Raw genomic sequence first — 25,028 nt, 5'->3', positions numbered from 1 at the left:
TCGGCATTCAGACCTATTGACGACATATGGGACGGAAGTTACTATCCGGTAAGTTCGTGACACCGGTCACTGTCGTGGGGGCAGGGCTGGGTCATCACAACAGAAAATTGGGGTTTTCGTGAGGACACGACTTCTACGTCGAAGGTCGACAACGATTGCGGTGGGGCTGTGCGTCGTGGGATTGACGGTGCCGAGCGCCGTCGCTTCTGCGGATCCGACGGGAGGGTCGGACGGGCAGGCCTGGCTCGCGGCAACGGAGGCGACGCCGCAGTATCCGGGGGTCTCGATCGAGTGGGACGTGCCCATCACGATGAGTGACGGCACAGTTCTGCAAGCGAATGTGTACCGACCGGCGGATGCATCCGGGCGGGCCGTGGAATCGAAGACGCCATCGGTCCTCAACATCACGCCGTACACGAAACTGCTGGACACACTGGTGGATTCAGCTCTGTCGATCCCGCAGGTCGGTGAGACGCTGATGGACGTTGCGAACTCGCTCGACCTCGCGGCGCCGTTCGACGGCGTGTCGGAGTTGACGGGCGTCATCGCCGGCGGAGGCGCCAGGGTTCTCGGCGTCAACCGTGATCTGGTCCAGAACGGATACACGCAGGTAGTGGTCGACGCACGTGGAACCGGCTTCTCCCAAGGTAATTGGGACGTGCTCGGTAAGCGCGAGCAACAGGATTCGGTCGAGGTCATCGACTGGATGAGCAAGCAGGGGTGGTCCGACGGGAAAGTAGGGATGGCGGGCATCTCGTACTCCGCGATCAACTCGGTGCAGGCGGCGAGCAACAATCCACCTGCACTGAAGGCGATCTTCCCGGTCGAACCTGGCAACGATCTGCTGCGCGACATCGTCGGAACCGGTGGCGGCCTCGGAGTCGGGTTCATGCCGTTGTGGTTGACCGCGGTCAACGGGCTCAAACTCATCCCGAACGTTCAGGACATCCTGCAAGGAAACTTCGATCCCCTGTGGTTGGCGAGCCGCCTCGAGGATCCGGGAACGCTGATTCCCGAACTGGTGCAAGCGATGACGGCTCAGAGAATCGAGGACGTGTCGCCGTCGACTCTGCAAGTCGCGCAAGACGGGCAGTTCTATCAGGACCGAGCCGCTGACGTCGGCAACATCGCCGTTCCGACGATGGTCTACGGCGGTTGGCACGACATCTTCGCCAACAGTGAGCCGCGGATCTACAACGGAATCGATCTGCCGCCCGGGCAGAAGCAGTTGATCATGGGGAACGGCTATCACGTCACTCCCGGTGGAGGATTCGGCAAGGACGGTGTGCCGCCGCGCCTCGACGTGCTCGAACGTGCGTGGTTCGACAAGTGGCTCAAGGGCATCGACAACGGAATCGATCGTTACGGTCCGGTGACGATGTTCCAGCAAGGCGGCGGATGGATCACGGACGATCAGTTCCCGCGAGCCGGTGCGAGCTACGAACGTATGTATCTGAACTCTGCGCCCAGCGGTACTGCCGCCCACGCATCGTATGACGGTTCGCTGACGAATGACCCGCCCAGTGCCGCAGCGCGATTGACAGTCGCACCAGGACTGCGAGGCTTCTGCTCCGGTGACGGAACTCAGGGAACTGCCGGGATCTCCGTGGTGCTCGGTGCGACGTGTTCCAAGGATTCCCGATTCCAGGAAGCGGAGGGCCTGACGTTCACCGGTGAGGCAGTGACGGAGCCGACCTCACTCTCGGGCCCGATCAACGTCCATCTCGAGACAGTCTTGGACGCGACGGACGGATTCTGGGCAGCGACGGTCAACGACGTAGCACCGGACGGAACATCGACACCGATCACGAACGGCGCTTTGACTGCGTCGCTGCGGGCAGTCGACGATTCGAAGAGCACTCGCTCGGCCAACGGTGACTACAGTGAACCGCACCACTATCTGACGATCGACACGCGTCAGCCGGTGGTTCCCGGTGAGGTCACCACCGTCGACATCAACATGCTCCCGACGGACGCAGTGCTGCAACCGGGGCACCGGCTCCGCGTCGACGTCTACGCTGCCAGCGTGCCGCGATACCTGGCGCTCGGCCCGATGCTCGCCGACAGCCAACTCAAACCGCAGCACATCGAGTTGGCTGCAGACCGGCCGAGCTTCGTCAACGTTCCGTTCGTCGGGGGCCGCTGACTCGGATTGGATCGGCGGCGTGAGAACCTGCGGGCTCGCGGACGTTCTGAGAAGATCGTCCGATGACAGAATCCCGACTCTCCGCCGCCGTCCACGATCGTCTGGACGGACTTCTGGATCCGGTGGACGAGCGGCTCGCGGCGCAGTACCCGGGAAACCGTGACGAGATCCAACCCGTGCACACGATTTACGTCAGTGCCGCGGATGCAACCGTCGACACCCCTCGACTCTGGGGTGAGCAGGCGATCGCGCTTCTCGATTCCCATGCTCATGTGTTCGCCGATCTCGACACGGAGAATGCGCTCGCTGATGTGCGAGTTCAACTCGGCCGCAAGCCGGTCCAAGACTTTCGGATCGATTTCGAGGACGGGTACGGACGCCGCAGCGACGAAGAAGAAGACGATGCAGCGACGTCGGCCGGACAAACGCTTGCCGCGCTCAGCGCTGATCCTGCCGGGCCGAACTGGAGTGGCATCAGGTTCAAGGGGTTGCCGGCCGGTGAGCGTCGGCGCTCGATCAGGACGCTCGAGCTTGTGCTCGACGCGGCCGGCGGAGTGCCGGACGGATTTGTCTTCACCGTTCCCAAACTGCGCGCGGTGGAGCAGGTCACGGCGACGGTGTTGCTCTGCGAAGAGCTGGAGAAGGCGCACGGACTCGAGCTCGGTTCGCTTCGGTTCGAGTTGCAGATCGAGAGCCCGCAGGCGGTCATCGCGGCCGACGGAACGGTGGCAGTTGCTCAGGCCATCCATCGCGGTGCCGGTCGTCTGACCGGTTTGCATTACGGCACTTACGATTACAGTGCAGCTTGCGGAATTGCATCGCGTCATCAGTCGCTCGAACATCCGGTGGCAGACCACGCAAAGGCTGTCATGTTGGCTGCTGCCGCGCAGACCGGTGTCTGGGTGTGCGACGGGTCGACTCAGGTCGCGCCTGTCGGGAGCGCCACGGCGATCCGCGACGCGATCACTCGGCACCATCGCCTCGTCACGCGGTCCCTGGAACGCGGTTACTACCAGGGGTGGGACATGCACCCCGGGCATCTGGTCACCCGCTGGCTCGCCACGTTCGGCTTCTATCGCAACGCGCTCGGCGCCGCTGCCCCGCGCATCCAGTCGTACTTGGGGCGCCAAGGTGGCGACGTGATGGACGAACCTGCAACCGCCCAGGCGCTCGCAGCGGTGGTACTGCGCGGGCTCGACGCGGGGGCTTATCCGGAATCCGAAGTTCTCCGACTCGCCCCGAGCGCCGACACCAACGCACTCCGTCACCTCGTAGGACGCACCACACCGATCACAGGAGAACACTGACCGATGAGCACCACCGAATTCACCTTGCTGCCCGATCTGGCACTGCGCACCCTCGGCGGAGCCGTCATCTGGGCGAACGACGAGGCGTTTGCCGAGCGTGAGGCCCTGATCCGCCCAGGCAAGGCCGGGTACCAGCCGGCGACGTTCGGTCACAAGGGGCAGGTGTACGACGGTTGGGAGACGCGTCGCCGCCGGGTGGCAGGCCATGACGAGGCGATCGTCCGACTCGGTGTTCCCGGAGTGGTGCGAGGCGTCGTGGTCGACACCGCGTGGTTCAAGGGCAATTACCCGCCCGAGATCTCGGTGGAAGCAATCTCGGTCGAGGGGTATCCGGATCCCGCCGACCTGGCCGTATCCGGTGAGTGGACAACCATCGTCGAGCGCTCGACCGTGCATGGTGACTCGGAGAATCCGTTCTCGGTGACGTCGGAGGAGCGGTGGACGCACGTCAAGCTGACCATTTACCCGGACGGCGGCGTGGCGAGATTCCGTGTTCACGGCGAAGCGCGCCCGGACCCGCGTTTCCTCGATGCCGGGCCGTTGGACCTCGCAGCACTCGAAAACGGTGGCCGCGTGACCGATTGCTCCAACATGTTCTACAGCTCACCGCAGAACATCCTGTTTCCCGGACGCGCTGCTTCGATGGGTGACGGGTGGGAGACCGCCAGGCGCCGCGACAACGGAAACGACTGGGTGCAAGTACAACTCGCGGGTGAAGGCGTGCTGAGTTTCGTCGAGATCGACACCTCGTACTTCCTCGGAAACAGTCCAGGTGAGGGCGCTCTGACCGGGCGGACGTCGGAGGGGGAGTGGATCGAACTGTTGCCGCGCACGACGCTGCGTCCGGATACGCGCCATCGCTTTCCGATCGATTCCGAAGTCCAGGTCACCGATGTTCGTCTGGACATCTTCCCGGACGGTGGCCTGGCGCGGCTGAGAGTCTTCGGCGTACTCACCGATGCTGCTCGCGCTGTGATCTCCGGGCGCTGACGGTAAAGTTGTTGGCATGAGCGACTATCCGCGCGACGACTATCCCCGGGACATGGTGGGGTACGGCCCTCATCCGCCGCATCCGCACTGGCCCGGCGACGCGCGGATAGCGGTTCAGTTCGTGCTCAACTACGAAGAGGGAGCCGAGAACAACGTCCTGGACGGGGACGCGGCTTCGGAAACATTTCTGTCGGAAATGACTCCGGCAGAGGCATTTCCGAATCGACACATGAGCATGGAATCGCTGTACGAGTACGGCTCCCGGGCCGGGTTGTGGCGTGTACTGCGAACCTTCGAGCGGCGAAACCTGCCTCTCACCGTCTTTGCGGTGGCGCGAGCGATGCAGCGGAACCCCGAAGCAGTCAGTGCTTTTCAGGAGTTGGGCCACGAGATCGCGTGCCACGGATTACGTTGGAAGTCTTACCAATCCGTGGACATCGAGCGCGAACGCGCAGACATGGCCGAGGCAGTGCAGATTCTGCGAGATCTGACGGGTTCGGCGCCCCTCGGTTGGTACACCGGGCGCGATTCACCGAACACCCGCGAATTGGTGGTCGAGCACGGCGGCTTCGTCTACGACTCCGATTCATACGCCGACGATCTGCCGTACTGGGTCGACGTTCCGCGTGGCGCAGAATCGGTGAAGCACCTGGTCGTCCCGTACACCCTTGACACCAACGACATGCGTTTCGCCTCTCCCGCAGGATTTCCCAGCGGTGATCAGTTCTTTGCGCACCTACGCGATGCCTTCGACGTGCTGTATGCGGAGGGGACGGCCGGATCGCCCAAGATGCTCTCGATCGGGTTGCACTGCCGCATAGTCGGCCGCCCTGCCCGTGCGGCCGCTCTCGAGCGATTTCTGGACCACGTGCAGTCACACGAGAAGGTCTGGATCGCGCGGCGCATCGACATCGCCGAGCACTGGAAGACCGCGCACCCCGTTTAGATCACGGTCGGTCGACAAAAGACTTCATTCGAGCAGTCCGGGTACTGGTTCGACTGCCGCGTATTCCGCCATCGAATTCTAGGCCATTGACAACTGGCACGGTTGTGGATGACTCTTTGGAGATGGAGAAACACACAGCAGTCGAAGCGTCTTCAAGGTGAGCCGACCGGTGCCGACCAAGAAACCGACCAAGAACCGCGGATCGAAGGTGTCCCACAATGCCCGCGCAGTGGTGACCGGCGCCGGCAGCGGAATCGGCCGTGCCTTTTCGTTGGAGTTGGCGCGCAGAGGCGGTGAGGTGATCTGCGCGGATATCTCGCTGGAACGGGCCAAGGAAACAGTGGCACTCATCGATGAGATCGGTGGTACCGCGCACGCCGTCAAATGCGATGTGTCAATTCGTGAGCAGGTTCAGGACCTGGCGTTGTTCGCGGAACTCGAACTTGCGGGTCCGCTTTCGTTGGTGATCAACAATGCCGGGGTGGGTATCGGTGGAAAACCGATGGGCGAGATCGGTTTCGACGATTGGGAGTGGGCACTCGGGATCAATCTGTGGGGTGTCGTGCACGGCTGTGAGATATTTGCTCCACAACTGCGTGCGAGCGGCGCCGGGGGATTCATCAACGTGGCCTCGGCTGCTGGGTTTGCGGCTGCGCCGCTGATGGCGCCCTACAACGTCGGTAAAGCCGCCGTGATGTCGCTCTCGGAGACCTTGTCCGCTGAACTTGCCGGTACGGGAGTGCGGGTGACGGTGCTGTGTCCGACCTTCGTCAAGACAAATGTTGCTCTCGACGGCCGAATCACCGCGGAAGCAACACAATTGGCGCAAGCGTTGATGCGGCGAACCGGCTTTTCGCCGGAGCGCATCGCCGTCACCACTCTCGACGCCTACGACAAGGGTCGACTCTACGTGGTGCCGCAGTTCGATGCGAAGGTGATCTGGCGACTCAAACGGTATCTACCCGTTGCATACACGTGGGGCTGTGGAGTTCTCAATCGCTTTGCACCGAAACAGAAGTCGGGATCATCTGGAACTTCGGCGGCGCCGGAGACGAACTCGCCGAGCACGAAAGGAGCGTGACATGTCCTTCGATTTCGACGGCATGCTGCACAAGATCAAGGACCGCCAATGGGCTCTGGTGGACATCGACTGGGATGCTCCGGGCGCCGAGACGATCAGTCCAGAGCTTCATGCGAAGCTGAAACCGTTCATGTCGGACCTGATGTGGATCGAGAACGTCGGTGCCCGTGGCTTCGCTGCGATGGCTCTCAAGGCGCCGACTGAAACTCTCCGAGACATCTATCGGCATTTCCACGCCGAGGAACAGAAGCACGCCAACGCCGAACTCGCGCTGATGCGTCGGTGGGGAATGCTGGACGGCGACGAGATGCCCGAGCCCAACATCAACGTCAAGCTCGTCATCGACTGGCTGGACAAGCATTCCGACGGTTTGTCGCTCTCGATTCTCGGGACCGTCATACCGATGCTCGAGGTGGCGCTCGACGGAGCCCTGGTCAAGTTCATCATGGACGAGATCGAGGATCCGGTCTGTCAGGCTGTGTTCAAGAAGATCAATGCAGACGAGTCCAGGCATCTGGCGGTCGATTTTGCGGTGATCGAGATGCTCGGGCACTCGACGACGCGCAAGCTCGTTGTCGAAACCGTCGGCGCCTGGTTGAATCCGGCGTTGATCATCGGGACACTTCGCTACATCCCGCTGCTGAACAAGATGCGCGACAACATCGTCGACATGGGAGTGAACGAGGAACGGCTCTACACCGCGATGAAGCGATTCAGGAACGTAGGCGAACGGAGTCCGGCCGCGCTCCGCGTCCCGATGTATCGGGTGGTGAAGTGGCACGGCAACATGGTCATCAATCGCAACCATCCCTACCATCTGCTTGCCGATCGGATGGTCAAGGTCACTGGCCGACTTTCCGGCAGCAGGCTCAATTCCGAGCCGACCTGGGCCAAGGAACTTACGTACGAGCCACTCGCATGAGTACTGCCGAGCCACTGTCAGTGGCGATCATCGGTGGAGGTTTCGCAGGAATCGGAGCGGCGATTCGGTTGAAGCAGAACGGTATCGAGGACTTCGTCGTTCTCGAACGCGGCACGGAGGTCGGCGGGACGTGGCGCGACAACACGTATCCGGGAGCTGCGTGCGACATTCCGTCCCGTCTGTACTCGTACAGTTTCGCCCCGAACCCGGACTGGTCGCACACCTACTCGGCCAGCGCGGAGATCCTCGGCTACATCCGAACGATGGTGAAAGAGTTCGGCCTCGAGCCGAAGATTCGGTTTCGGTGCAACGTCACGGGCGTCGAGTGGGACGAGCAGACAGGTGTCTGGGCGATCGCGCTCGAGGGCCGTGAAGCGGTCATTGCCCGGACCGTCGTCATGGCGTCCGGTCCGCTGGCGAACGTCAGCTTTCCCGCTGTTCCGGGTTTGGAGAGCTACGAAGGACACAAGATTCACAGTGCTCGCTGGGACCATGACTACGACTTCACCGACAAGCGGGTCGCAGTGATCGGAACCGGGGCCAGTGGCGTCCAGATCGTCCCTGAACTCGTGAAAACTGCACGATCAGTGAAGGTTTTCCAACGAACACCGGGATGGGCATTGCCGCGAGCAAACCTACGCACCCGATCTCGCACGAAGGATCTGTACCGTCGTCATCCGGTCGTCCAGACTCTGGCGCGTCGGGCTTGGTACTGGGGACACGAATCGGTAGCTCTCGGGGTGGTGTGGGAATCCCCGTTGACGAGGGTGGTGGAAACAGTCGGGCGTCTTCATCTGCGCATGCAGGTGAAGGACCCGTGGTTGCGGCGACAACTCACTCCCGACTTTCGGGCAGGGTGCAAGCGGTTGCTGATGACCAGCGAGTATTACCCGGCTCTCCAGCAAGACAATTGCACACTCGTGACCTGGCCGATCGCGAGATTGGCGCCACATGGCATTCGCACGGTCGAAGGGATCGAGCATCAATTCGACTGCATCGTCTTCGCCACCGGCTTCGACGTTTGCAAGACCGGAACACCGGTCCCGATCATCGGCCGGGACGGACGTGTGCTCGCTCAGGAGTGGAAATCCGGGGCGCGTGCGTACAAGAGCATTGCGGTATCCGGTTATCCCAACCTGTATTTCACCTTCGGACCCAACTCGGGTCCGGGGCACAGCTCCGCCCTTGTGTACATGGAAGCGCAACTCGACTATCTCGCCCAAGCGATCAAGATCGTTCTCGAGCGCGACCTCAAGGCACTCGATGTTCGTCAAGATGTCGAAGATGCGTACAACGTCGAGTTGCAGCGTCGGCTGTCGAAGACCACGTGGAACTCGGGATGTTCGAGTTGGTATCTCACCGACGAAGGATTCAATGCCACTATGTTTCCCGGTTTCGCGACCCAGTACGTGAACCAATTGAAATCGGTGGATCTTCGGGACTACACGAGCACGGTGCGTGAGAAAGACACCGCGCAGACCTGATCCCGGGTTCTGATCGGCCTGGTGTTGCCACTAAGTTGGAATCGTGACGACCGACGCGGCAGAGGAGACGAGGCGGTGACCGAGTACCGCATCGACGATCTAGCGCGCGCTGCGGGCACCACCTCGCGGAATGTACGGGCATATCAGGAACGTGGATTGCTTCCTCCGCCGGAGAAGCGTGGGCGGGTAGGCATCTACGGCGACGCGCACCTCGAACGCCTCAAGCTGATCGACACGCTTCTTCAACGAGGTTTCACCACTGCGCATATCGACGACTTCATCACCGGGTGGGAAAGCGGGAAAGACCTGACAGAGGTGCTGGGTCTGCAGCACGCGGTCACCGAACCATGGTCCCGCAGCGACACCGTGAGTATCGAGATGGCCGTCGTACGCGAGTTTCTCGGGGGAGATGCAGATGGTCAACTGGATCGTCTCGTAGATCTCGGACTGGTACAGATCGAAGGAGAGAACTGCGTTTTCACCGATCCTGCTTTGCTCAGCGGATTTTCGAGTCTCCTCGACTACGGTTTCACTCTCGATCAACTGGTCGATGTGCACGAAAAGCTTCACAACGCTGTGGACGGGATCGCCAAAGACCTGATTCAGGCGGCGAAGGATCGCATCGTCGATCAGCACGGGGTCGGTTGGCTCCCGGAGGGCGACGAGGTTGCCGGAACAGCCGAGATGCTCCAGACGATGCGTGAACTCGGTGTGGCGTCGGTACATTCGGCACTGGCCCGGGCACTCGACGCGAACCTTCAGCGTGAACTCGGCGACTATCTTGCCGCTGCGATCGGCTCGCGGAGCGACGCCGACGAGTCCGACTAGCAGCATCGATCACGTTCGGGATGTGCGGCCCGTCGCGGTGCGCTCAGCTCTTGCGTGCCTCGATCAGGAATCGACTCGAGTGCGCGACAAAAGATCCGTCGCGACGGATCTGCTGATCGAGTTCGCGGAGCCGGTCCCGATACTGCGCGACGGTGAATCCCGGAACCATCCAGATCACCTTGCGTAAGAAGTAGACAACGGCGCCGATGTCGAAGAATTCCATGCGCAGACGCTCGAAACGAAGGTCGACGACGGTGAGCCCGGCCTCAATCGCGTCGGCAGTTTCGTCCTCGTGGTGCCGTCCGCGACGAGCCTGCGGCTGAGGACCGAGAAAGTACTCGACCAGTTCGAACACGCTGGCGTGACCCACATGTTGAGCGAAGTACGTTCCTCCCGGTTCGAGTACCCGCGCGATTTCGGTCCACCACACCGTCGCTGGGTGTCGGCTGGTCACCAGGTCGAAAGCCGAATCGGCGAACGGTAGGGGCGGCTCGTCCGGATCGGCGACCACCACCACACCTCGGGGACGCAGAAGGGCGGTGGCCTTGGCGATGTTCGGTGGCCATGATTCGGTTGCTGCCATCACCGGCGGGAGTGACGGTGCAGCGGCGAGGACTTCGCCGCCGCCGGTCTGGATGTCCAATGCGGCGCCGGCGCGGCCGAGACGTTCACCCATCAGCCTCTGGTACCCCCACGACGGACGCTGCTCCGTGGCGCGTCCGTCGAGCCACGAGAAATCCCACCCGTCGACGGAGGCGGATTCCGCTTCGGCGACAAGTTCGTCGAAACCTCGTGACATGCTCTGTGACTCGCCTTCAGGCGTTCCTTCCGACATCACATCATCATCGTCGCGGAGGGTCGACGGTGCCAGTTGTTTACGGCTACTTCGGGGTGGCGCCGAGCATCGGTGCGAGTTGAGTGGCAATCGGGTTCAGGTTGAGCTTGTCCGGGTCCACCTTGGGCTTGCTGTCCCACGGTTGCGAGGTGTTCGGGTCGGCGAACGCGATGCGGTTGGCGCTACGAACTCCCGTTTCGCTGCCCTGAGGTGCCTGGCAGTTGGCGGCAGTGTTCAACGGGAAGTTCTGCGTCGTGTCGTCGAAGTTCGGGTCCTTGCGCTTCATCTCGTCGAGGATCGCCATGGTCCCTTCGTAACCGACGGTGCACGAGAGCGGGTTGTTGGTCTCGAGTACCAAGCCCAGATGTACTGTGCCGTCTCCCGGTGCAACGGTGGGCGCCGCCCCGGCGAGCGCAGGCAGGAAGAGCAGGAAGGGCTGCAGCGAGGGCAGTGTCGGTGCGGCTGCCGCTGCAACGGCGGAGAGGTTGGAGAGGTTGGTCGTGAGCGCGGGGCCGGCTTCGGTGACGAGAGAGCCGACTTGTTCGCTGGCCGGTATGCCGTTGTCGATCACGCGTCGGATGTCGGGGTCGCTGGTGCGCAATTGCGCCGTCAGTGCGTCGAGGTCGGTGCTGAACTGCTTGATCGCCGACGATTGATCGGACTGGGTCGTGAGCACCGTCTGGCTGTCGCGGATCAGTCCGAGGGTCTGGGGAAGGGTGTCGAGGCCCGACTGGGAGATCCCCGACAGCGAGTCGGCAAGTACCTGCAGATCTTCGCCCTTGCCGTTGAATGCCGCGCCGAGTTCTTTCGCGACGGTGTGGAGTGCGTCGACCGGAACGGAGTGCACCAGACCGTTGGCGCTGGTCAAGACATTCTCGATCGGGATCGGCGTGGTTGTGTCGCCCACGGCGATCACCGAGCCGTCTTCGAGGAACGGGCCCTGGTCGGTATCGGGCTGAAGGTCGACGTACTGCTCGCCGATGGCTGAGCGATTGGCCACCACGGCCCGCGCGGATGCGGGAATCTGAGGAGCACTGCTGTCGATCAACAGGTCGACTTCGATTCCGTCGGACGTGAGCGACATGTCACCGACGCGTCCGACGGGTACACCGCGATAGGTCACTTCGGCGTTGGTGAAGATGCCACCGGACGTCGCCAGTTCGGTTTTGACCGTGTATTGGCCGAATCCCAGAAGATTGTCCAGCCGTACGTATTTCGCTCCGACATAGATCAAGCCCAGGAGTGCAACCACGACGAGGGCGACCAGCTGCCATTTGGCGAGCTTCGACATCACCATGAGGTGACGACCCTGAACTGATGCGGTGTGTTCATGGTTCGACTCCCGAATGACAAGCCGGGTACGGCTGGTGTTGAGCGAATTGTGTTCACCCACGGACGTTCTGAGGTGAACCGAAAACTTCCGGCAATTCGTTGTTGGCGATAACTATAAACAAGTCGTCACAGATAGAAAGTCGGCGCTGAGATTTCCGCAGGTCGTCGAAACGTAAGTGTCGCAGCTCACTTCGAATGCTTCGATGTGATGCAGACGGCTTTCGGTCCGGATCGGGCTTGACTTCGCCAAACATATCCATAAAAGTAGATGCGTTCCGGTTGTCGTGCAGAGGGGTGTGGTCCATGGATGCTTTGGCGATCTTCAAGGCGCTGTCCAACCCGACTCGCCTGCAGATCATGGAGTGGCTCGCGCACCCGGCGAAGTATTTCGACGAGGACTCGTATACGCAGCAGGATCTCGGGTTTCACATCGGAGTCTGTGTGGGTGACATCCAGGGGCGATCGGGACTTGCCCAGTCGGTGATCTCGGGGTACCTGCAGGGCATGAAAGATGTGGGTCTGCTCGAGTCCGAGCGCATCGGGAAGTGGACGTATTACCGACGAAACGAATCCGTGATCGGCGAGTTCAGGGAATTCGTTCGCGAAAAGCTGTAGCGGCCGAATTGCCCTCGTCGGCCTGTTTGTTCAACCAAATATATCTACATATCTAGATATGTAACTGTCTTGTGTGACGTAGTAGTGAGGAGTGTGTCGTGAAGTCGAAATTGTTGATACCGGTTCTGGCGTTGGGTGTATTCGGAATCATCACTACGGAGATGGGCATTATCGGGGTTCTGCCTCAGATCAGCGAAAAGTTCGGTATCACCACGTCGACTGCCGGATGGTTGGTCGGTGTGTTTGCACTCGTCGTGGCGGTGACCGGTCCGTTCACAACGCTGATCACCTCGGGAATCAACAGGAGAACCGTTCTGTTGGTGGCGATTGCAGTCTTTGCGGTCTCCAATGTGGTGTATGCGACCACATCGAGTTTCGAGGTGATGTTTGCATTTCGGATCATCCCCGCCGTGGTTCATCCGGTCTTCTTCGCTGTCGCGCTTGCAAGTGCGGTTCGTCTGGTATCGCCGGAACAGGCGACCGCCGCGGTGACCAAGGTATTTGCAGGCGTCACAGTCGGATTCGCGTTCGGCGTGCCCTTGACGTCCTATTTGGCCGAGAACTTTTCGGTGTCGACAGCATTCGTGTTCGGCGCCGTGGTCAACGTTCTCGCGTTTTTCGGGATTGTCGTACTTCTGCCCTCGGCTCCTGTGACACAACGCCTGTCGTACGGTGCACAGGTCGGGATACTTCGCCGGCCGCGCGTGTGGTTGACCATTCTTTCCGTCACCTTCGTCTTCGCAGCCATGTTCTCGGTGTACGGATACTTTGCCGAATACCTCGGCGAAGTGACCGGCATGAGCGGATCGTGGATCAGCGCGATGCTCTTGGCTTTCGGTGTCGTGATGATCTTCGGCAACTTCGTCTTCGGGGCTCTGCTCGCCAAGGCGGTGGTGCGCACGGTTGTGGCTTTTCCCTTGCTGTATATCGTCGTCTACGTGATGCTCTATCTGGCGGGCCCGTACTTCGGCGCGATGGTTGTAGCCGTGTTGGTTTGGGGTGTAGTGCATTCCGGTGGACTGGTGGTTTCGCAGAGCTGGATGGGGCGAGACGCAGTCGACGCGCCTGAATTCGGCAACAGCCTTTTCATCTCGTTCTCCAACCTGGGGATCACGCTCGGCACTGCGGTCGGTGGACTGTTTCTCGCGCATTTCGAAACCCGCCAATTAGTCTGGGCTGGAGTATTGTTCGCGATCCTGGCGCTGCTGGTGACAGGTGTTCGACTCTCGCTCAGGCACGCTCACAGCGAGAACGGTGTCAGTGTACCGGTGTAGTTCTTGGGAAGTGGGCGTGCGAACTCGCCGCGCGAACTGGTCGACAGCCCGAGGGTGACCAACGACTGAACCATCGTGACCCCAGCGGCAACGCCGTCGACTACCGGGACACCCAGTTCGTCGGACAAGTCCTGGCACAGGTCCGCCATGCCGGCGCAACCCAGCACGAGGACGTCCGAGTCGTCTTGCTCCAATGCGTCGAAACAGGCTTCCAAGATCACCTTTCGCGCGTCGGGATCACGATCGAGTTCCAGAACCGGAATCTCGCAGGAGTGGATACCCCGGCACCGAGCCTGCATGCCGTACCGGTCCACCAGATCGGCTGCGCGGCCGCGGGTTCGACCGAGAGTGGTCACGATGCTGAATCCGCGACCCAGGAAACTTGCGTAGTTCATGGCCGCTTCGGCAACAGCTACGACGGGGCCCTTGGCCAACTCTCGGGCTGCATCCAGACCTGGGTCACCGAAGCAAGCGATGACGTAGCCGTCGACTTCGTTCTTTTCTCCGGCGGCGATCTCGGTCAGGATTCCGGGGACGCTGAGAGCTTCGTCGTAGTGGCTTTCGATCGACGCGGGACCCATGGCAGGGCTGACAGCCTCGACGAATGTGCCCGAGCCTGCGACGGTCCGGGCACATTCCTCGATCTTGGCGGTCATCGCCCACGTGGTGTTGGGGTTGATCACCTTGATTCTCATGACGATCAGTCGACCGTCACAGTGTCGGGAGAGGAAGCATTCCGGACAGCTGAGGAAGAGCGCGCGGCGAGTAGGTAATAGACGGTGAATCCGAGCCCACAACCGATGAACCAGCTGTACTGCGCTGCGGTGTACATCCCGGTGAGGTCCTTGCCCAGGACCGGGACCATCGCGACGACGGCTCCCACCACGGTGGCGATCACTGCAGCAGGGTTGTATCCCTTGCTGTACCAGTAGGTTCCGGTCGGCGACATGCTGAACAGTTCGTCGACGATGACCTTCTGCTTGCGCACGAGGTAGTAGTCGGCAATCAGAATTCCGAACAGCGGACCGATGAAGGCTCCGAGGGTTTCGAGTGTGTAGTGAATGACGTCCGGATTGTTGTACAAGTTCCACGGCGTGATGAGGATCGAGCCGATCGCTGCGATCATTCCGCCGGCGCGCCAGCTGATCTTCTGCGGACTCACGTTGGAGAAGTCGAAGGCCGGGGAAATGAAGTTGGCCACGATGTTGATGCCGATCGTGGCGATGGTGAAGGTGAGTGCGCCGAGAACGATGGCGAAGGTGCTGTCGATTCGTGCAACGGTCGCAACGGGATCGGTGATCAGTTCGCCGTACACCGGCAGCGTCAACGATGCAGTGACGACGACCAACACCGAGAATACGAGGAAGTTCAACGGCAAACCGAGGAAGTTGCCCTTCTTGACGGCAGCGAACGACTTTCCGTAGCGGGAGAAGTCGCCGAAGTTGAGCATCGGTCCGGAGAAGTACGAGACAACCAGAGCGATCGCACCGAGCATGACCGGCACGGCGTCGAAACCCGAGTACTTGACGTCGCCGAGCGTGAGATCGATGGCGCTCCAGCCTGCCTTGTAGATCAGGTAGCCGCACAGCATGAACATCACGACATACACAGCCGGCCCGCAGAAGTCGATGAAGCGGCGGATCGATTCCATGCCTCGCCAGAAGACACAGGCCTGAAGTACCCACAGGAGCATGAAACTTCCCCAGCCCAGTGCGGAGAGTCCGGCGAATCCGTAGTCTTCGACGACGGCATAGGGCGCGAGTGACGGAAAGAGTTTGATCAGTACGACATCGAGGGCTGCTGAAGCGAGGAAGGTTTGAATTCCATACCAAGCCACGGCAATCAGGCCACGAATGATTGCCGGGATGTTCGCGCCGAGGACGCCGAACACGCTGCGGCAGATCACCGGATACGGCACGCCGGTAACTTGGCTGGGCTTGGCGACGAGATTGCAGAAGAAGTAGACGATCGTGATACCGACCAGCAGGGCGACGAGTACTTGCCAGCTGGCCAATCCCAGTGCGAAAAGACTACCGGCAGTGACATATCCGCCGACGCTGTGTACGTCGGACATCCAGAAGGCGAAGATGTTGTACGACGACCAGGTCTGCTTGCGAAGCGGCGCCAAGTCCTCGTTGGTCAAACGAGGGTCGTAGCCCGGCTTGATCAGGCCGCTTCCGACAGGGTGACCCGCGGCTTCGACAAGGTCACCCGATCCGGTTTCCTTTGGGGGAGTGGGGGTAGTGGTCGTTCGGGACGGAAGAATGTCGGTCATGACAGCTCCTGTGCATCAGTGCAGGAAATCAGCGGACGGTGCCACGAGCTCTCAGCGTCAGTGATGAAAACTGTGTTGAGAGAAAGGTATCGATGCTGTGTTGCACGACTATTGCGTGATCGGTATATCTTTTTCGGCCAATAGACCGGTGTCTGTCGGTAGAGTCGCGATCACGGTATCGAGTCGGCGATGATGGATTTCGGAAGCGCTCAGAAGTGCGGATGCGTCCCGACGCAGGAATGCGTCCAGCATCGCGGTGTGATCGGAGTGCAGAACCTGGCGATCGACGCCGGCAACATGGACCATCGGCTGTACAGGTTCGGTGATGTTCCAGGCAGCTTCGAACATGTGCAGAAGTCGAAGCATTTGCGACGGTCGGGTCAGTGCGAGATGAAAGTTTCGGCTCTCACAGTGATAGGACTGAGAGTCGTCGTAGCGCAACGCGATCTCCAAACGGGAGTTCGCCTCGACGGCGTGTTCGTGATCCTCTTCGGTTGCCTGCTCGACGGCGACGGCCAATGCAGCTGATTCGAGAGTTTCGCGGACGATGTACATCTCTCGCAGTTCTGCCGGCGTCAGCTGAGCAACGGTGTAGCCGAATTGATGTCGATGGTCGACCAAGGACTCTCCGACCAGTGTTTTCAGTGATTCCCGCACAGGTATTCGACTGACACCGAACACATCAGCCACGTCGCCGAGAGGAATCGGGGTACCCGGAGGCGCCGAACCCGACAGAATCACTCGCCGCAGTTCGTCGAGGATCGTTTGTTGGGGACTTCCGGGAGCATCGATTACCAGTTGCGTCAGCAGTACCGATCTACGGCGCGGCGGCATGTCGCTCTCCCTTCGTCTGTCTGCCAGAGTAGGAATACGTTGTTTCGTCTGCGTGACACCGGTGTGGCCGTCGTGCATCTCGCACTCGGGGGAGAACAAGTGGGCTCCGATCACATGCTCGCGTGAGTGCTGCTCGGGAGGCCGATCGTGGGGGTAGCGTTGTTGTGTAGTGGTATGGCAGAAAGCGAGTCGGTCGATGGCATCCGCTGTGCGCTCAGAAGCCGACCAGCGAGTTGTCGGCAACCTGCCCTTGGAGCTGACGAGTTTCGTCGGTCGTCGGCGTGAGTTGGCCGACGCCAGGAGATTGTTCGAGACGTCCCGTTTGTTGACACTCACCGGGATCGGTGGCGTGGGCAAGACACGGCTCGCGATCCGACTTGCGGGCGCGTTGCAAAGGGTGTTTCGAGACGGTGCCTGGTTGGTGGAACTGGGGGAGCAGACAGATTCGGATCTCCTCGAAGATCATGTCGCCGTGACCCTTGGTGTCCGGTCGGTCTCGTCGGCGGACCCGCTGCAGGCATTGATCGACTACTGCGCCGATCGGAGTCTGCTGTTGGTGCTCGACAACTGTGAACATCTGGTCGATGCCGTCGCTGTGTTCGTAGGCGCGATCCTACGGCGATGTGCCGGCGTCAAGATCCTGGCGACGAGCCGCGAATCGCTGGGCCTGGGCGGTGAGGTGACGATGCGCGTTCCCTCACTCACCACACCGCAGCAACAGCCGCCCGAATTCGAGGGAATTGCCCAGTACGAATCGGTGTCGTTGTTCACCGAGCGTGCGGCTTCCGTCGTACCTGGTTTCACCCTCACCGAGGAGAACAAGCGCGCCGTTGCGCATATCTGTCACGACTTGGATGGACTCCCACTTCCGATCGAACTGGCGGCAGCTCGCCTGCGTGGTATGTCTGCTGAGCAGATCATGAACAGGCTCTCGGATCGATACCGACTTCTTACAACGGGTGGACGCGACGTTCCGAGTCGTCAACAGACGCTGCGATTGTCGATCGATTGGAGTTACGACCTCTGCTCGCCAACCGAACAGCAGTTGTGGGGGAGGTTGTCGGTGTTCTCGGGTGGGTTCGACCTCGACGCCGCTGAGGGCGTGTGTGGGCAGGACATGAATTCGACCGAAGTGCTCGATCTCGTCACCGCGTTGGTCGAGAAGTCCATCCTGATTCGTGAGGAAACCGACGGGGATGTTCGGTACCACCTCCTCGACCTACTCCGGGAGTACGGACATGAAAAGTTGGAGTCCGCCGGTGAGTATTCCGCTCTGCGTCGAAGCCATCGTGATTGGTTCGAGGCACTGGTCGTTCATGCGGAAGCCGAGTGGATCAGTGGCCGGCAAGCTGCCTGGATCGCAAGGCTCGGTCGTGAACAGCGCAACGTCAACGATGCGTTGGAGTACTCGATTTCCACTGCCGGAGAGGCGCGATCTGCAACGCGAATGGTCGGTGCGTTGTACAGATTCTGGCTTGCAGGTGGATTACTTGTGCAGGCGCGTTACTGGACGGATCGAGCCTTGAATGCAGAGGATCGAGAGCTGGATCCGTTCCGAGTGGATGTCTTGGCCATCGACGCCGTGAATCACGCGATGCAGGGGGAACTCGAACGGGCAGAAGAGTTGGTCGACGAGAGTTGGCGCCTGGCAAACGACTTGGCGGATGTGCGCTCGCGCGGCTTGGCGACGTGGGGAGACGGATACGTCGATACCTTCAGAGGTAACTTCGATACCGCTACAGCCAAGCTGGAATCCGCGTTGACGTTGTTTCGACTCGACAAGAATCTGCTGCATGTTGTGATCGGCCTGGACACCTTGGGAGTCGCGTACTTCCTGTCCGGCGCTCTTGATCGCTCTGTGGAGTGCAACGAAGAGATTCTCGCGATCACCGTGCCCGCCGACGAGATGATGTTCCAGGCATTTGCGCTGGGAACTCTCGGGCTCGTGAGCTGGCTCCGAGGTGAATTGGAGGCCGCAAGTGACTATTTGACTCGAAGTTTGAGAATTCTCGATGCCCCGATGAACTCGGCGTGGTGTATCGAGCCGTTGGCGTGGATTGCTGCAGCGCAACGTGATTGGAAGCATGCAGCGGTTCTGCTCGGCGCGGCAGCCATGTATTGGCAGAAGGTCGGGGGACGGCTGGCGGGCCTGCCGGGTTTGTCAGCTCATCACGACACTGCTGCAGAGACTGCTCGCAAAGCCATGGGTGACGATGCTTTCGACAAGTCGTTTCGCAGCGGGTTTGCGATGTCCGAGGGTGAAGCTGTCGCATATGCGCTCGACAAGCGCTCCAGTGTCACGACTGCGTCGTCGGCTGAAGGGCCTCACCTCACTCCTCGTGAGCAGCAAGTTGCGGAACTGGTTGCCCAAGGGTTGACCAATCGCGCGATTGCGGAGCACTTGGTAATCTCGCTGCGCACCGCTCAGGGACACGTGGAACACGTACTGACAAAACTGGGATTCAGTTCCAGAGCGCAGATCGCAGCGTGGTACGTCTCGACCGCGCAGGAGCGTGACTCGCGTGAGGTCAATGGCTCAGCAGGCCGGAGTTGACGTCCGATAGCAGTTCACCACGGTCGTCGCCGCACAAGCAGAACACCGGGTAGCGCTTACCTTCTTCACGCCCCTGAAACGACACTCGTAGCGGTCCAGGCGCATCCGCGCGAGGGGATTCGGTGAGGAAAGTGTACAGCCACGGCCCTTCGTCCAATTCCACGATGGCGAGAACGGTCGAGGGGTCGCCGTGAACCGTTCGCCAGGACACGACAGTGCCGTCTCCGCAACACCGCGTCACGTCCAACCGCGCCCCACGACACCTGGCGCAGACCGCGCTCGCGGGTGAGAGGATGACATCACATTCCGCGCAATGGGGGAGTGTCAATCGTTCGGCTCGCGACGAGCGATTCGAATATCGCCGCGATACACGCTGTTTCATCGAGCTTGCGGGATTCATGTCAGTAACGTCGGGCGAGGTAGTACGGCATCGAGTCCACGGGTGCGCGTTCGACCGACTCCCCGGACGTCGGGGCGTGAACGATCTCACCGCCTCCGGCGTAGATCCCCACATGCTCCCCGCCGTAGTACAGGACCACGTCACCCGGCTGTAGATCGTCCCGGGAAACTGGAGTGCCGCCAACCGCCTGGTCGTAGCTGGTTCGCGGAATCGAAACGCCCGCTTGTGCATAGGCCCATTGAACGAGACCGGAGCAGTCGAACGAGTCCGGCCCGGTCGCGCCCCAGACGTACGGAGCGCCGATCTTGGACTCTGCGGCTGCCAATACGCGGCCTGTATCCGAGGAAGCGAAAGCTGACACCTTCGCCGGATTCGTGTCGACGGAAACTGCGGCGATGTTCCAGTCCCGAAGCACGGGGGCCTGAGCGTTCGCGGTGTCGATACTCACGGCAAGGGTTGTCAGGGAAAGAACGCCGACGACAAGCGCCCTTCCGAGTGCATGCTTCTTCGTGCGGGGGTCGGTGAATCGGTGGTGCGACATTTCGCGTGTTGCCTTTGCGTCGATGCGTCCCGAAGCAGGTGTCCAGATGGGTGTGATCGGGCTTCGGCTTGCGACACTCAGCCTGGTTGCGCCTCGACGTGTTCGCACCGGTCAGTTGGACGGGGTGCATACCTGTTTCGAGCGGCATTGTGGGTGCAAGGCCTGTTGATCGATCGCGAGAACTTCGACGGACTTTCGTGATCCGAATCAAGGAGGGCACGGCGGCCGGCGTCCCCCGGCTCCGGTCAGGCGATTCGCAGCGGGAGCGCCGAACGCTCAACAGTGGCACGGTCGGATGGACCACGATCCTGCGCACAAATGGCTGCGCGAAAAAGTACGTGAGGCAAGCGTCTGGCTGGATTCGGCAGACGTTCTGTACTCTCGCAGTCATGCAACAGCGGAGCACAGGAACGGTGACACGGTCACTGTTGCTGCTTCTGCTGCCGTTCATCGCTCTTCTCGCAGTGCCTCCGCTTGGTTCCTCGGGTAGCGCCGCGGTGCTGGGAACTGCGATTGCCGTCTTCGTGGTCGCTGCGCTCGCAACTTCCTCGAAGTACGAACTTCTGCAACTATGCGCGGTTTCGGCCACTGGCCCGTCTGATGACGAACGCTGCCTGCGTGGTGCTTTCCGCAGGCAGAGCAGCCCGGACGCGCCCGGTCGTCCGCAACCTCGAGCTCCGGGAATCGGTCTGTAGATCGGCAGTCGACGGGTGTGAACTCGTCGTAGGTCGGTCAGACGTCTTGCGTCCACAACCATTCCCGCGCTCTCATCTCTCTGAGCGTGCCTCTCGGTGAGGTTCATTCGTCATGCTCGATTTTGTCTACTACCCCGTGTCCGGAATCCTCTGGTTCTGGCACAAGGTCTTCTCACTGGTCTCCGGATCACCCGACAACGGCGTCGTGTGGGCGTTGTCGGTCGTATTTCTCGTCTTCACGCTCAAAGCCCTGCTGTTCAAACCCTTCGTCAAGCAGGTCCGCACTCAACTGGTGATGCAGAAGCTGCAACCTCAGATCAAGGCGTTGCAGAAGAAGTATTCGGGTGACCGGCAGAAACTCACTGTAGAGATGGCCAAGCTGCAGAAAGAACATAATTACAGTCCGTTGCTCGGCTGTCTGCCGATGCTGGTTCAGGCACCGGTGTTCATTGGTCTCTATCACGTCCTGCGATCGTTCAATCGGACCGGAGCGGCATCGCACGTCCCGTTTCTGAGCCCGACCGAACCGATGTCGGTGGCGGACAACGCGAACACGGCCAACTACTTCTTCAGTGCCTCGGATGTGCAGTCTTTTCTCGACGCCAAACTGTTCGGCGCACCGTTGTCCGCCATGATTTCGAGCCCGGCAGCACAACTGGAAGCATTCGGCGACGTCAGCCGTATCTCCATCATTCTGGTAGCTGTACCGCTGATGATATTTGCCGCCGTCGCTACACATTTCACATCGCGGGCATCCATCGCGCGCCAAGTGGACACCGGAACCGTCAACCCTCAAACAGTGATCATGAACAAGCTCGCATTGTGGGTGTTTCCGGTGGGGGTGATCGCTTTCGGTGCGTTCGCGCCCGTGGCGATCCTGCTGTATTTCGTGAGTAACAACTGCTGGACGCTGGGACAACAGCATTTTGTGTACGGACGCATCGCTGCGGAGCAGAAGGAAGCCGAATCGTCGCCGACTCCCGGAATGACCGCGCCCCCGTCGCCCAGAGTGGCTGCACCGCCGCTGCCGGGCGCCAAGCCCATCCGCGCCAAGCGCAGGCGATGACGGAAAGCGACCCCTCCCTACCGGCGAGTAAGGCACGTACGCTGGAAAGCATGACCAAATGGACCGCAGAAGACGTAGTCGATCAGACCGGCCGCACATTTGTCGTCACGGGGGCGAACAGCGGACTGGGTGAGGTAGTCGCACGAGCGCTGGGCAAAGCCGGGGCCGACGTCGTCCTCGCCTGTCGTGACACCACGAAGGCCGACGCCGTAGCCGCCGAGATCGGGCCCAACGCGGTTGTCCGCAAATTGGACCTCTCGGATCTGTCGTCGGTACGAGCCTTCGCCGACGCAACGGAGAAGGTCGACGTCCTGGTGAACAACGCCGGCGTGATGGCGGTTCCGTTCCGCCGGACGGTCGACGGATTCGAAATGCAGATCGGCACAAACCATCTCGGACACTTCGCATTGACCGGATTGCTGAAGGACAAGCTCACCGATCGTGTCGTGACGATGTCCAGTGCCCTGCATCAGCTCGGAACTGTCGATCTGGACGATCTCAATTTCGAGCGTCGGAAGTACAACCGATGGTTGGCCTACGGGCAGTCCAAGCTTGCCAATCTGTTGTTCACGTACGAACTTCAACGCAGGTTCGCGGCGTCGGGATCTTCGCTCAAAGCGCTCGCTTCGCATCCGGGATACGCGTCGACGAACCTGCAGGGGCACACCGAGTCGATCCAGGACAAGCTGATGGGAATCGGCAATTCGATCTTCGCGCAGTCCGCGGAGATGGGCGCCCTTCCCGAACTGTGGGCGGCAACCGCGCCGGATGCCTTCGGCGGCAGTTACATCGGACCGGACGGTCCGTTCGAGCAGCGAGGGTATCCGAAGGTCGTGGGGTCGAACAAGAAGTCACACGATACGAAGACAGCCTCGGGTTTGTGGACACTGTCGGAGAAGTTGACCGGAGTCTCGTTCGGGATTTGATTCAGATATGAAGGTGGCCGCGAACTTCGAGAAGTTCGCGGCCACTTTCATATCCGTTCGAGCTAGATGTTGTTCGGGTTACAGCGTGACAACCATCTTGCCGGTGTTCGCGCCGCGCATCAGGTCGATGAACGCTTGCGGTGCATTCTCCAGGCCTTCGACGATGGTCTCGTCCCACTGAATCTTGTTGTCGGCGAGCCACCCTGCCATGTGGGTGCGGAATTCGCCACCGAGGTGACGGTAGCCGCCCACGAGGAATCCGCGCAGTGTGAGCTGCTTGCCGATCACCAGTGCCAGGTTGTGGGGAGCGGTGGGCTTCTCGGTGGTGTTGTACTGAGCGATGGCTCCGCACAGGGCAATCCGGCCACCCTGGTTCATGGCATCGATTGCGGCTTCGAGATGCTCGCCACCGACGTTGTCGAAGTACACGTCGATGCCGTCAGGGGCGGCAGCGGCGAGTAGTTCGGTGATCGGGCCGTCGTGATAGTCGAATGCCGCATCGAATCCGAGTTCGAGAAGTCGGGCAACCTTCGCCGGTGAACCGGCGCTACCGATTACTCGCTTCGCTCCGAGCAACTTGGCGATCTGACCGACGAGCGATCCGACGGCACCTGCTGCGCCGGAGACGAATACGGTATCGCCTTCCTTGAACTCCGCAACCGCGGTGAGGCCGGCATACGCGGTGAGGCCAGTCATGCCGAGGGCACCCAGGTAGGCCGTCGCCGGCGCGATGGACGTGTCGGCCGGAGTCACTGCGGATCCGTCGAGGATGGCGTATTCACGCCATCCGAGGCCGTGGACGACAACGTCGCCCACGGCGCGATCAGCCGACTTGGATTCGACGACCTCGCCGACGGCACCACCGTCGAGCGGCGCACCGACCTGGAACGGCGGAAGGTAGGACTTCACGTCGTTCATTCGGCCGCGCATGTACGGGTCGACGGAGATGGCGATGTTGCGGACCAGGATCTGGCCGTCTTCGAGTTCGGGGAGTTCTACTTCGGCGGTGGCGAAGTTCTCCGACGTGGGCCAACCGTTCGGGCGTGAAGCGAGACGGATTTCCCGGCTGACAGTGGTAGTGCTCATTCGTCGTCCTTACTTACTTCGAGGGTGACCTCGATGTTGCCGCGAGTTGCATTGGAGTACGGGCACACCTGGTGTGCCTTCTCCGTCAGCTCGACGGCCTGATCATGGGGTAGATGGGGGAGTGAAACCTCCAGCGTCACAGCGAGTCCGAAGCCTCCTGCACCGTTGGGGCCGATGCCGACCCGCGCGCCGACTGCGGAATCAGCCACGTTGGCCTTCTCGGCACGGGCGACCATCTGCAGAGCGGAGTGGAAGCATGCTGCGTATCCGGCGGCAAAGAGCTGCTCGGGGTTGGTGCCTTCGCCGCTGCCACCCATTTCCTTGGGAATGGCGAGGCCGAGATCGAGGCGTCCGTCCGAGGTGCGAGCGTGACCGTTGCGGCCTTCGCCGGTGGCAAGTGCTTCTGCGGTGTAGACGATGTTCATGACTTCTTCTTTCCGTCGGAGTGGGCATTGGATGCTTGGAGCGACTCGCCGAGACGAGTGAGAACGTCTCGAAGTTCGGTGAGTTCGTCGGTGCTCAGACCAGTGGCACCTGCGAGTTTGGCCGGGATGTCCTCGGCCTTGCTGCGCAGGGTGGAACCCGCCTCGGTCAGGTGAATCTCGACGCGACGCTCGTCGGTGGTGAGGCGTCGGCGCTCGATGAATCCCAGACCCTCGAGCCTCTTGAGCAGCGGCGACAGAGTTCCGGTATCGAGATCGAGCGCCTCACAGATCTCACGCACCCCGCGGCCGTCTCGTTCCCAGAGTGTCAACAAGACGAGGTACTGGGGATACGTGATTCCCAGGTCGTCGAGCATTGCCCGGTACGCGGCCGTAGTGGCCCGCGACGCCGAATAGAGGGCGAAGCAGACCTGGCGTTCGAGAGCGAGTGGGTTGGTCACGAGAACAA

Annotated in this window: 24 protein-coding genes; 14 read left to right on the top strand and 10 right to left on the bottom strand. The window is 61.0% G+C overall.

From position 1 onward, the window contains the following. The first annotated feature begins 118 nt into the window (after positions 1-118). From ACBG85_RS22715 to ACBG85_RS22680, 8 genes are all read left to right on the top strand, one after another. Positions 119-2,146, top strand: a complete 2,028-nt coding sequence (locus ACBG85_RS22715; RefSeq protein WP_372024962.1) for a CocE/NonD family hydrolase — start codon at positions 119-121, stop codon at positions 2,144-2,146. Positions 2,147-2,208: 62 nt separating this feature from the next. Continuing rightward, positions 2,209-3,453, top strand: a complete 1,245-nt coding sequence (locus ACBG85_RS22710; protein ID WP_007733914.1) for an aldolase/citrate lyase family protein — start codon at positions 2,209-2,211, stop codon at positions 3,451-3,453. Between the two features lie 3 nt (positions 3,454-3,456). Continuing rightward, positions 3,457-4,443 (top strand): allantoicase, encoded by a 987-nt coding sequence (gene alc, locus ACBG85_RS22705; protein ID WP_118603226.1) that lies wholly within the window; start codon positions 3,457-3,459, stop codon positions 4,441-4,443. Positions 4,444-4,459: 16 nt separating this feature from the next. Next, positions 4,460-5,389, top strand: a complete 930-nt coding sequence (puuE, locus tag ACBG85_RS22700) for an allantoinase PuuE (RefSeq protein WP_003940421.1) — start codon at positions 4,460-4,462, stop codon at positions 5,387-5,389. Between the two features lie 169 nt (positions 5,390-5,558). Continuing rightward, the gene (locus tag ACBG85_RS22695) at positions 5,559-6,470 is read left to right on the top strand and encodes an SDR family NAD(P)-dependent oxidoreductase (protein WP_328599330.1); all 912 of its coding nucleotides are present in this window, start codon (positions 5,559-5,561) and stop codon (positions 6,468-6,470) included. 1 nt (position 6,471) lies between these two features. Then, entirely contained in the window at positions 6,472-7,392 is a 921-nt protein-coding gene (locus ACBG85_RS22690) for a hypothetical protein (RefSeq protein WP_030535274.1), read from the top strand. Then, entirely contained in the window at positions 7,389-8,876 is a 1,488-nt protein-coding gene (locus ACBG85_RS22685; RefSeq protein ID WP_007733920.1) for an NAD(P)/FAD-dependent oxidoreductase, read from the top strand. The genes ACBG85_RS22690 and ACBG85_RS22685 overlap by 4 nt, the downstream gene beginning before the upstream one ends. Positions 8,877-8,951: 75 nt before the next feature. After that, positions 8,952-9,704, top strand: coding sequence for a MerR family transcriptional regulator (locus tag ACBG85_RS22680; protein WP_030535276.1), 753 nt, complete (start codon positions 8,952-8,954; stop codon positions 9,702-9,704). A 43-nt stretch (positions 9,705-9,747) separates the two neighbouring features. On the opposite strand, the gene ACBG85_RS22675 is transcribed toward ACBG85_RS22680, so the two are convergent. Then, entirely contained in the window at positions 9,748-10,503 is a 756-nt protein-coding gene (locus ACBG85_RS22675) for a class I SAM-dependent methyltransferase (RefSeq protein WP_030535277.1), read from the bottom strand. 82 nt (positions 10,504-10,585) lie between these two features. Continuing rightward, on the bottom strand, positions 10,586-11,836 hold the full coding sequence (locus ACBG85_RS22670) for an MCE family protein (RefSeq protein WP_020908890.1): 1,251 nt from the start codon (positions 11,834-11,836) through the stop codon (positions 10,586-10,588). Between the two features lie 338 nt (positions 11,837-12,174). Here ACBG85_RS22670 and ACBG85_RS22665 point away from each other — a divergent pair, with 338 nt between their 5' ends. Further along, positions 12,175-12,486 carry a helix-turn-helix transcriptional regulator gene (locus ACBG85_RS22665; RefSeq protein WP_007733929.1) on the top strand — a complete coding sequence of 104 codons (312 nt, stop codon included), beginning with the start codon at positions 12,175-12,177 and terminating at the stop codon, positions 12,484-12,486. Positions 12,487-12,584: 98 nt separating this feature from the next. Continuing rightward, on the top strand, positions 12,585-13,760 hold the full coding sequence (locus ACBG85_RS22660) for an MFS transporter (protein WP_054188920.1): 1,176 nt from the start codon (positions 12,585-12,587) through the stop codon (positions 13,758-13,760). Here the strand turns inward: ACBG85_RS22660 and ACBG85_RS22655 are convergent. The 3 genes from ACBG85_RS22655 to ACBG85_RS22645 form a co-directional block, all read right to left on the bottom strand. Next, on the bottom strand, positions 13,727-14,455 hold the full coding sequence (locus ACBG85_RS22655; RefSeq protein ID WP_007733934.1) for an aspartate/glutamate racemase family protein: 729 nt from the start codon (positions 14,453-14,455) through the stop codon (positions 13,727-13,729). The two genes, ACBG85_RS22660 and ACBG85_RS22655, sit on opposite strands and share 34 nt — an antisense overlap. Before the next feature lie 5 nt (positions 14,456-14,460). After that, positions 14,461-16,035, bottom strand: coding sequence for an NCS1 family nucleobase:cation symporter-1 (locus tag ACBG85_RS22650; protein WP_058226165.1), 1,575 nt, complete (start codon positions 16,033-16,035; stop codon positions 14,461-14,463). 108 nt (positions 16,036-16,143) lie between these two features. Further along, complete coding sequence (locus ACBG85_RS22645) at positions 16,144-16,869, bottom strand: GntR family transcriptional regulator (RefSeq protein ID WP_372024955.1); 726 nt, start codon at positions 16,867-16,869, stop codon at positions 16,144-16,146. Positions 16,870-17,065: 196 nt separating this feature from the next. On the opposite strand from ACBG85_RS22645, the gene ACBG85_RS22640 reads away from it, so the two are divergent. After that, positions 17,066-19,423: a LuxR C-terminal-related transcriptional regulator gene (locus tag ACBG85_RS22640; protein ID WP_007733939.1), complete on the top strand. Its 2,358-nt coding sequence runs from the start codon at positions 17,066-17,068 to the stop codon at positions 19,421-19,423. On the opposite strand, the gene ACBG85_RS22635 is transcribed toward ACBG85_RS22640, so the two are convergent. Both ACBG85_RS22635 and ACBG85_RS22630 read right to left on the bottom strand, forming a co-directional pair. Beyond that, complete coding sequence (locus tag ACBG85_RS22635) at positions 19,398-19,634, bottom strand: hypothetical protein (protein ID WP_007733940.1); 237 nt, start codon at positions 19,632-19,634, stop codon at positions 19,398-19,400. The genes ACBG85_RS22640 and ACBG85_RS22635 overlap by 26 nt on opposite strands. A 190-nt stretch (positions 19,635-19,824) precedes the next feature. Next, on the bottom strand, positions 19,825-20,364 hold the full coding sequence (locus ACBG85_RS22630; protein WP_039973374.1) for a C40 family peptidase: 540 nt from the start codon (positions 20,362-20,364) through the stop codon (positions 19,825-19,827). Between the two features lie 413 nt (positions 20,365-20,777). Between ACBG85_RS22630 and ACBG85_RS22625 the strand changes: the two genes are divergently transcribed. The 3 genes from ACBG85_RS22625 (at position 20,778) to ACBG85_RS22615 (ending at position 23,051) form a co-directional block, all read left to right on the top strand. Next, on the top strand, positions 20,778-21,059 hold the full coding sequence (locus ACBG85_RS22625) for a DUF6412 domain-containing protein (RefSeq protein ID WP_003939922.1): 282 nt from the start codon (positions 20,778-20,780) through the stop codon (positions 21,057-21,059). A 112-nt stretch (positions 21,060-21,171) separates the two neighbouring features. After that, positions 21,172-22,125, top strand: coding sequence for a membrane protein insertase YidC (yidC, locus tag ACBG85_RS22620; RefSeq protein WP_372024952.1), 954 nt, complete (start codon positions 21,172-21,174; stop codon positions 22,123-22,125). A gap of 50 nt (positions 22,126-22,175) precedes the next feature. After that, entirely contained in the window at positions 22,176-23,051 is an 876-nt protein-coding gene (locus ACBG85_RS22615) for an oxidoreductase (protein ID WP_030535283.1), read from the top strand. A 78-nt stretch (positions 23,052-23,129) separates the two neighbouring features. On the opposite strand, the gene ACBG85_RS22610 is transcribed toward ACBG85_RS22615, so the two are convergent. From ACBG85_RS22610 to ACBG85_RS22600, 3 genes are read right to left on the bottom strand one after another with little or no spacing between them, the layout of a single operon-like run. Beyond that, a complete protein-coding gene (locus ACBG85_RS22610; protein ID WP_019745038.1) occupies positions 23,130-24,137 on the bottom strand; it encodes an NADP-dependent oxidoreductase in 1,008 nt (335 codons plus the stop codon). Beyond that, positions 24,134-24,562, bottom strand: coding sequence for an organic hydroperoxide resistance protein (locus ACBG85_RS22605; protein WP_003939720.1), 429 nt, complete (start codon positions 24,560-24,562; stop codon positions 24,134-24,136). Before ACBG85_RS22605 ends, ACBG85_RS22610 begins: the two co-directional genes overlap by 4 nt. Then, entirely contained in the window at positions 24,559-25,020 is a 462-nt protein-coding gene (locus ACBG85_RS22600) for a MarR family winged helix-turn-helix transcriptional regulator (RefSeq protein ID WP_042451335.1), read from the bottom strand. Before ACBG85_RS22600 ends, ACBG85_RS22605 begins: the two co-directional genes overlap by 4 nt. Positions 25,021-25,028: the final 8 nt, after the last annotated feature.

This window comes from Rhodococcus sp. NyZ502, assembly GCF_041464245.1.
Lineage (GTDB): Bacteria > Actinomycetota > Actinomycetes > Mycobacteriales > Mycobacteriaceae > Rhodococcus_F > Rhodococcus_F qingshengii.
Note: the sequence above shows the minus strand (reverse complement) of the source record. Positions and strands in the feature narration are given on the sequence as shown.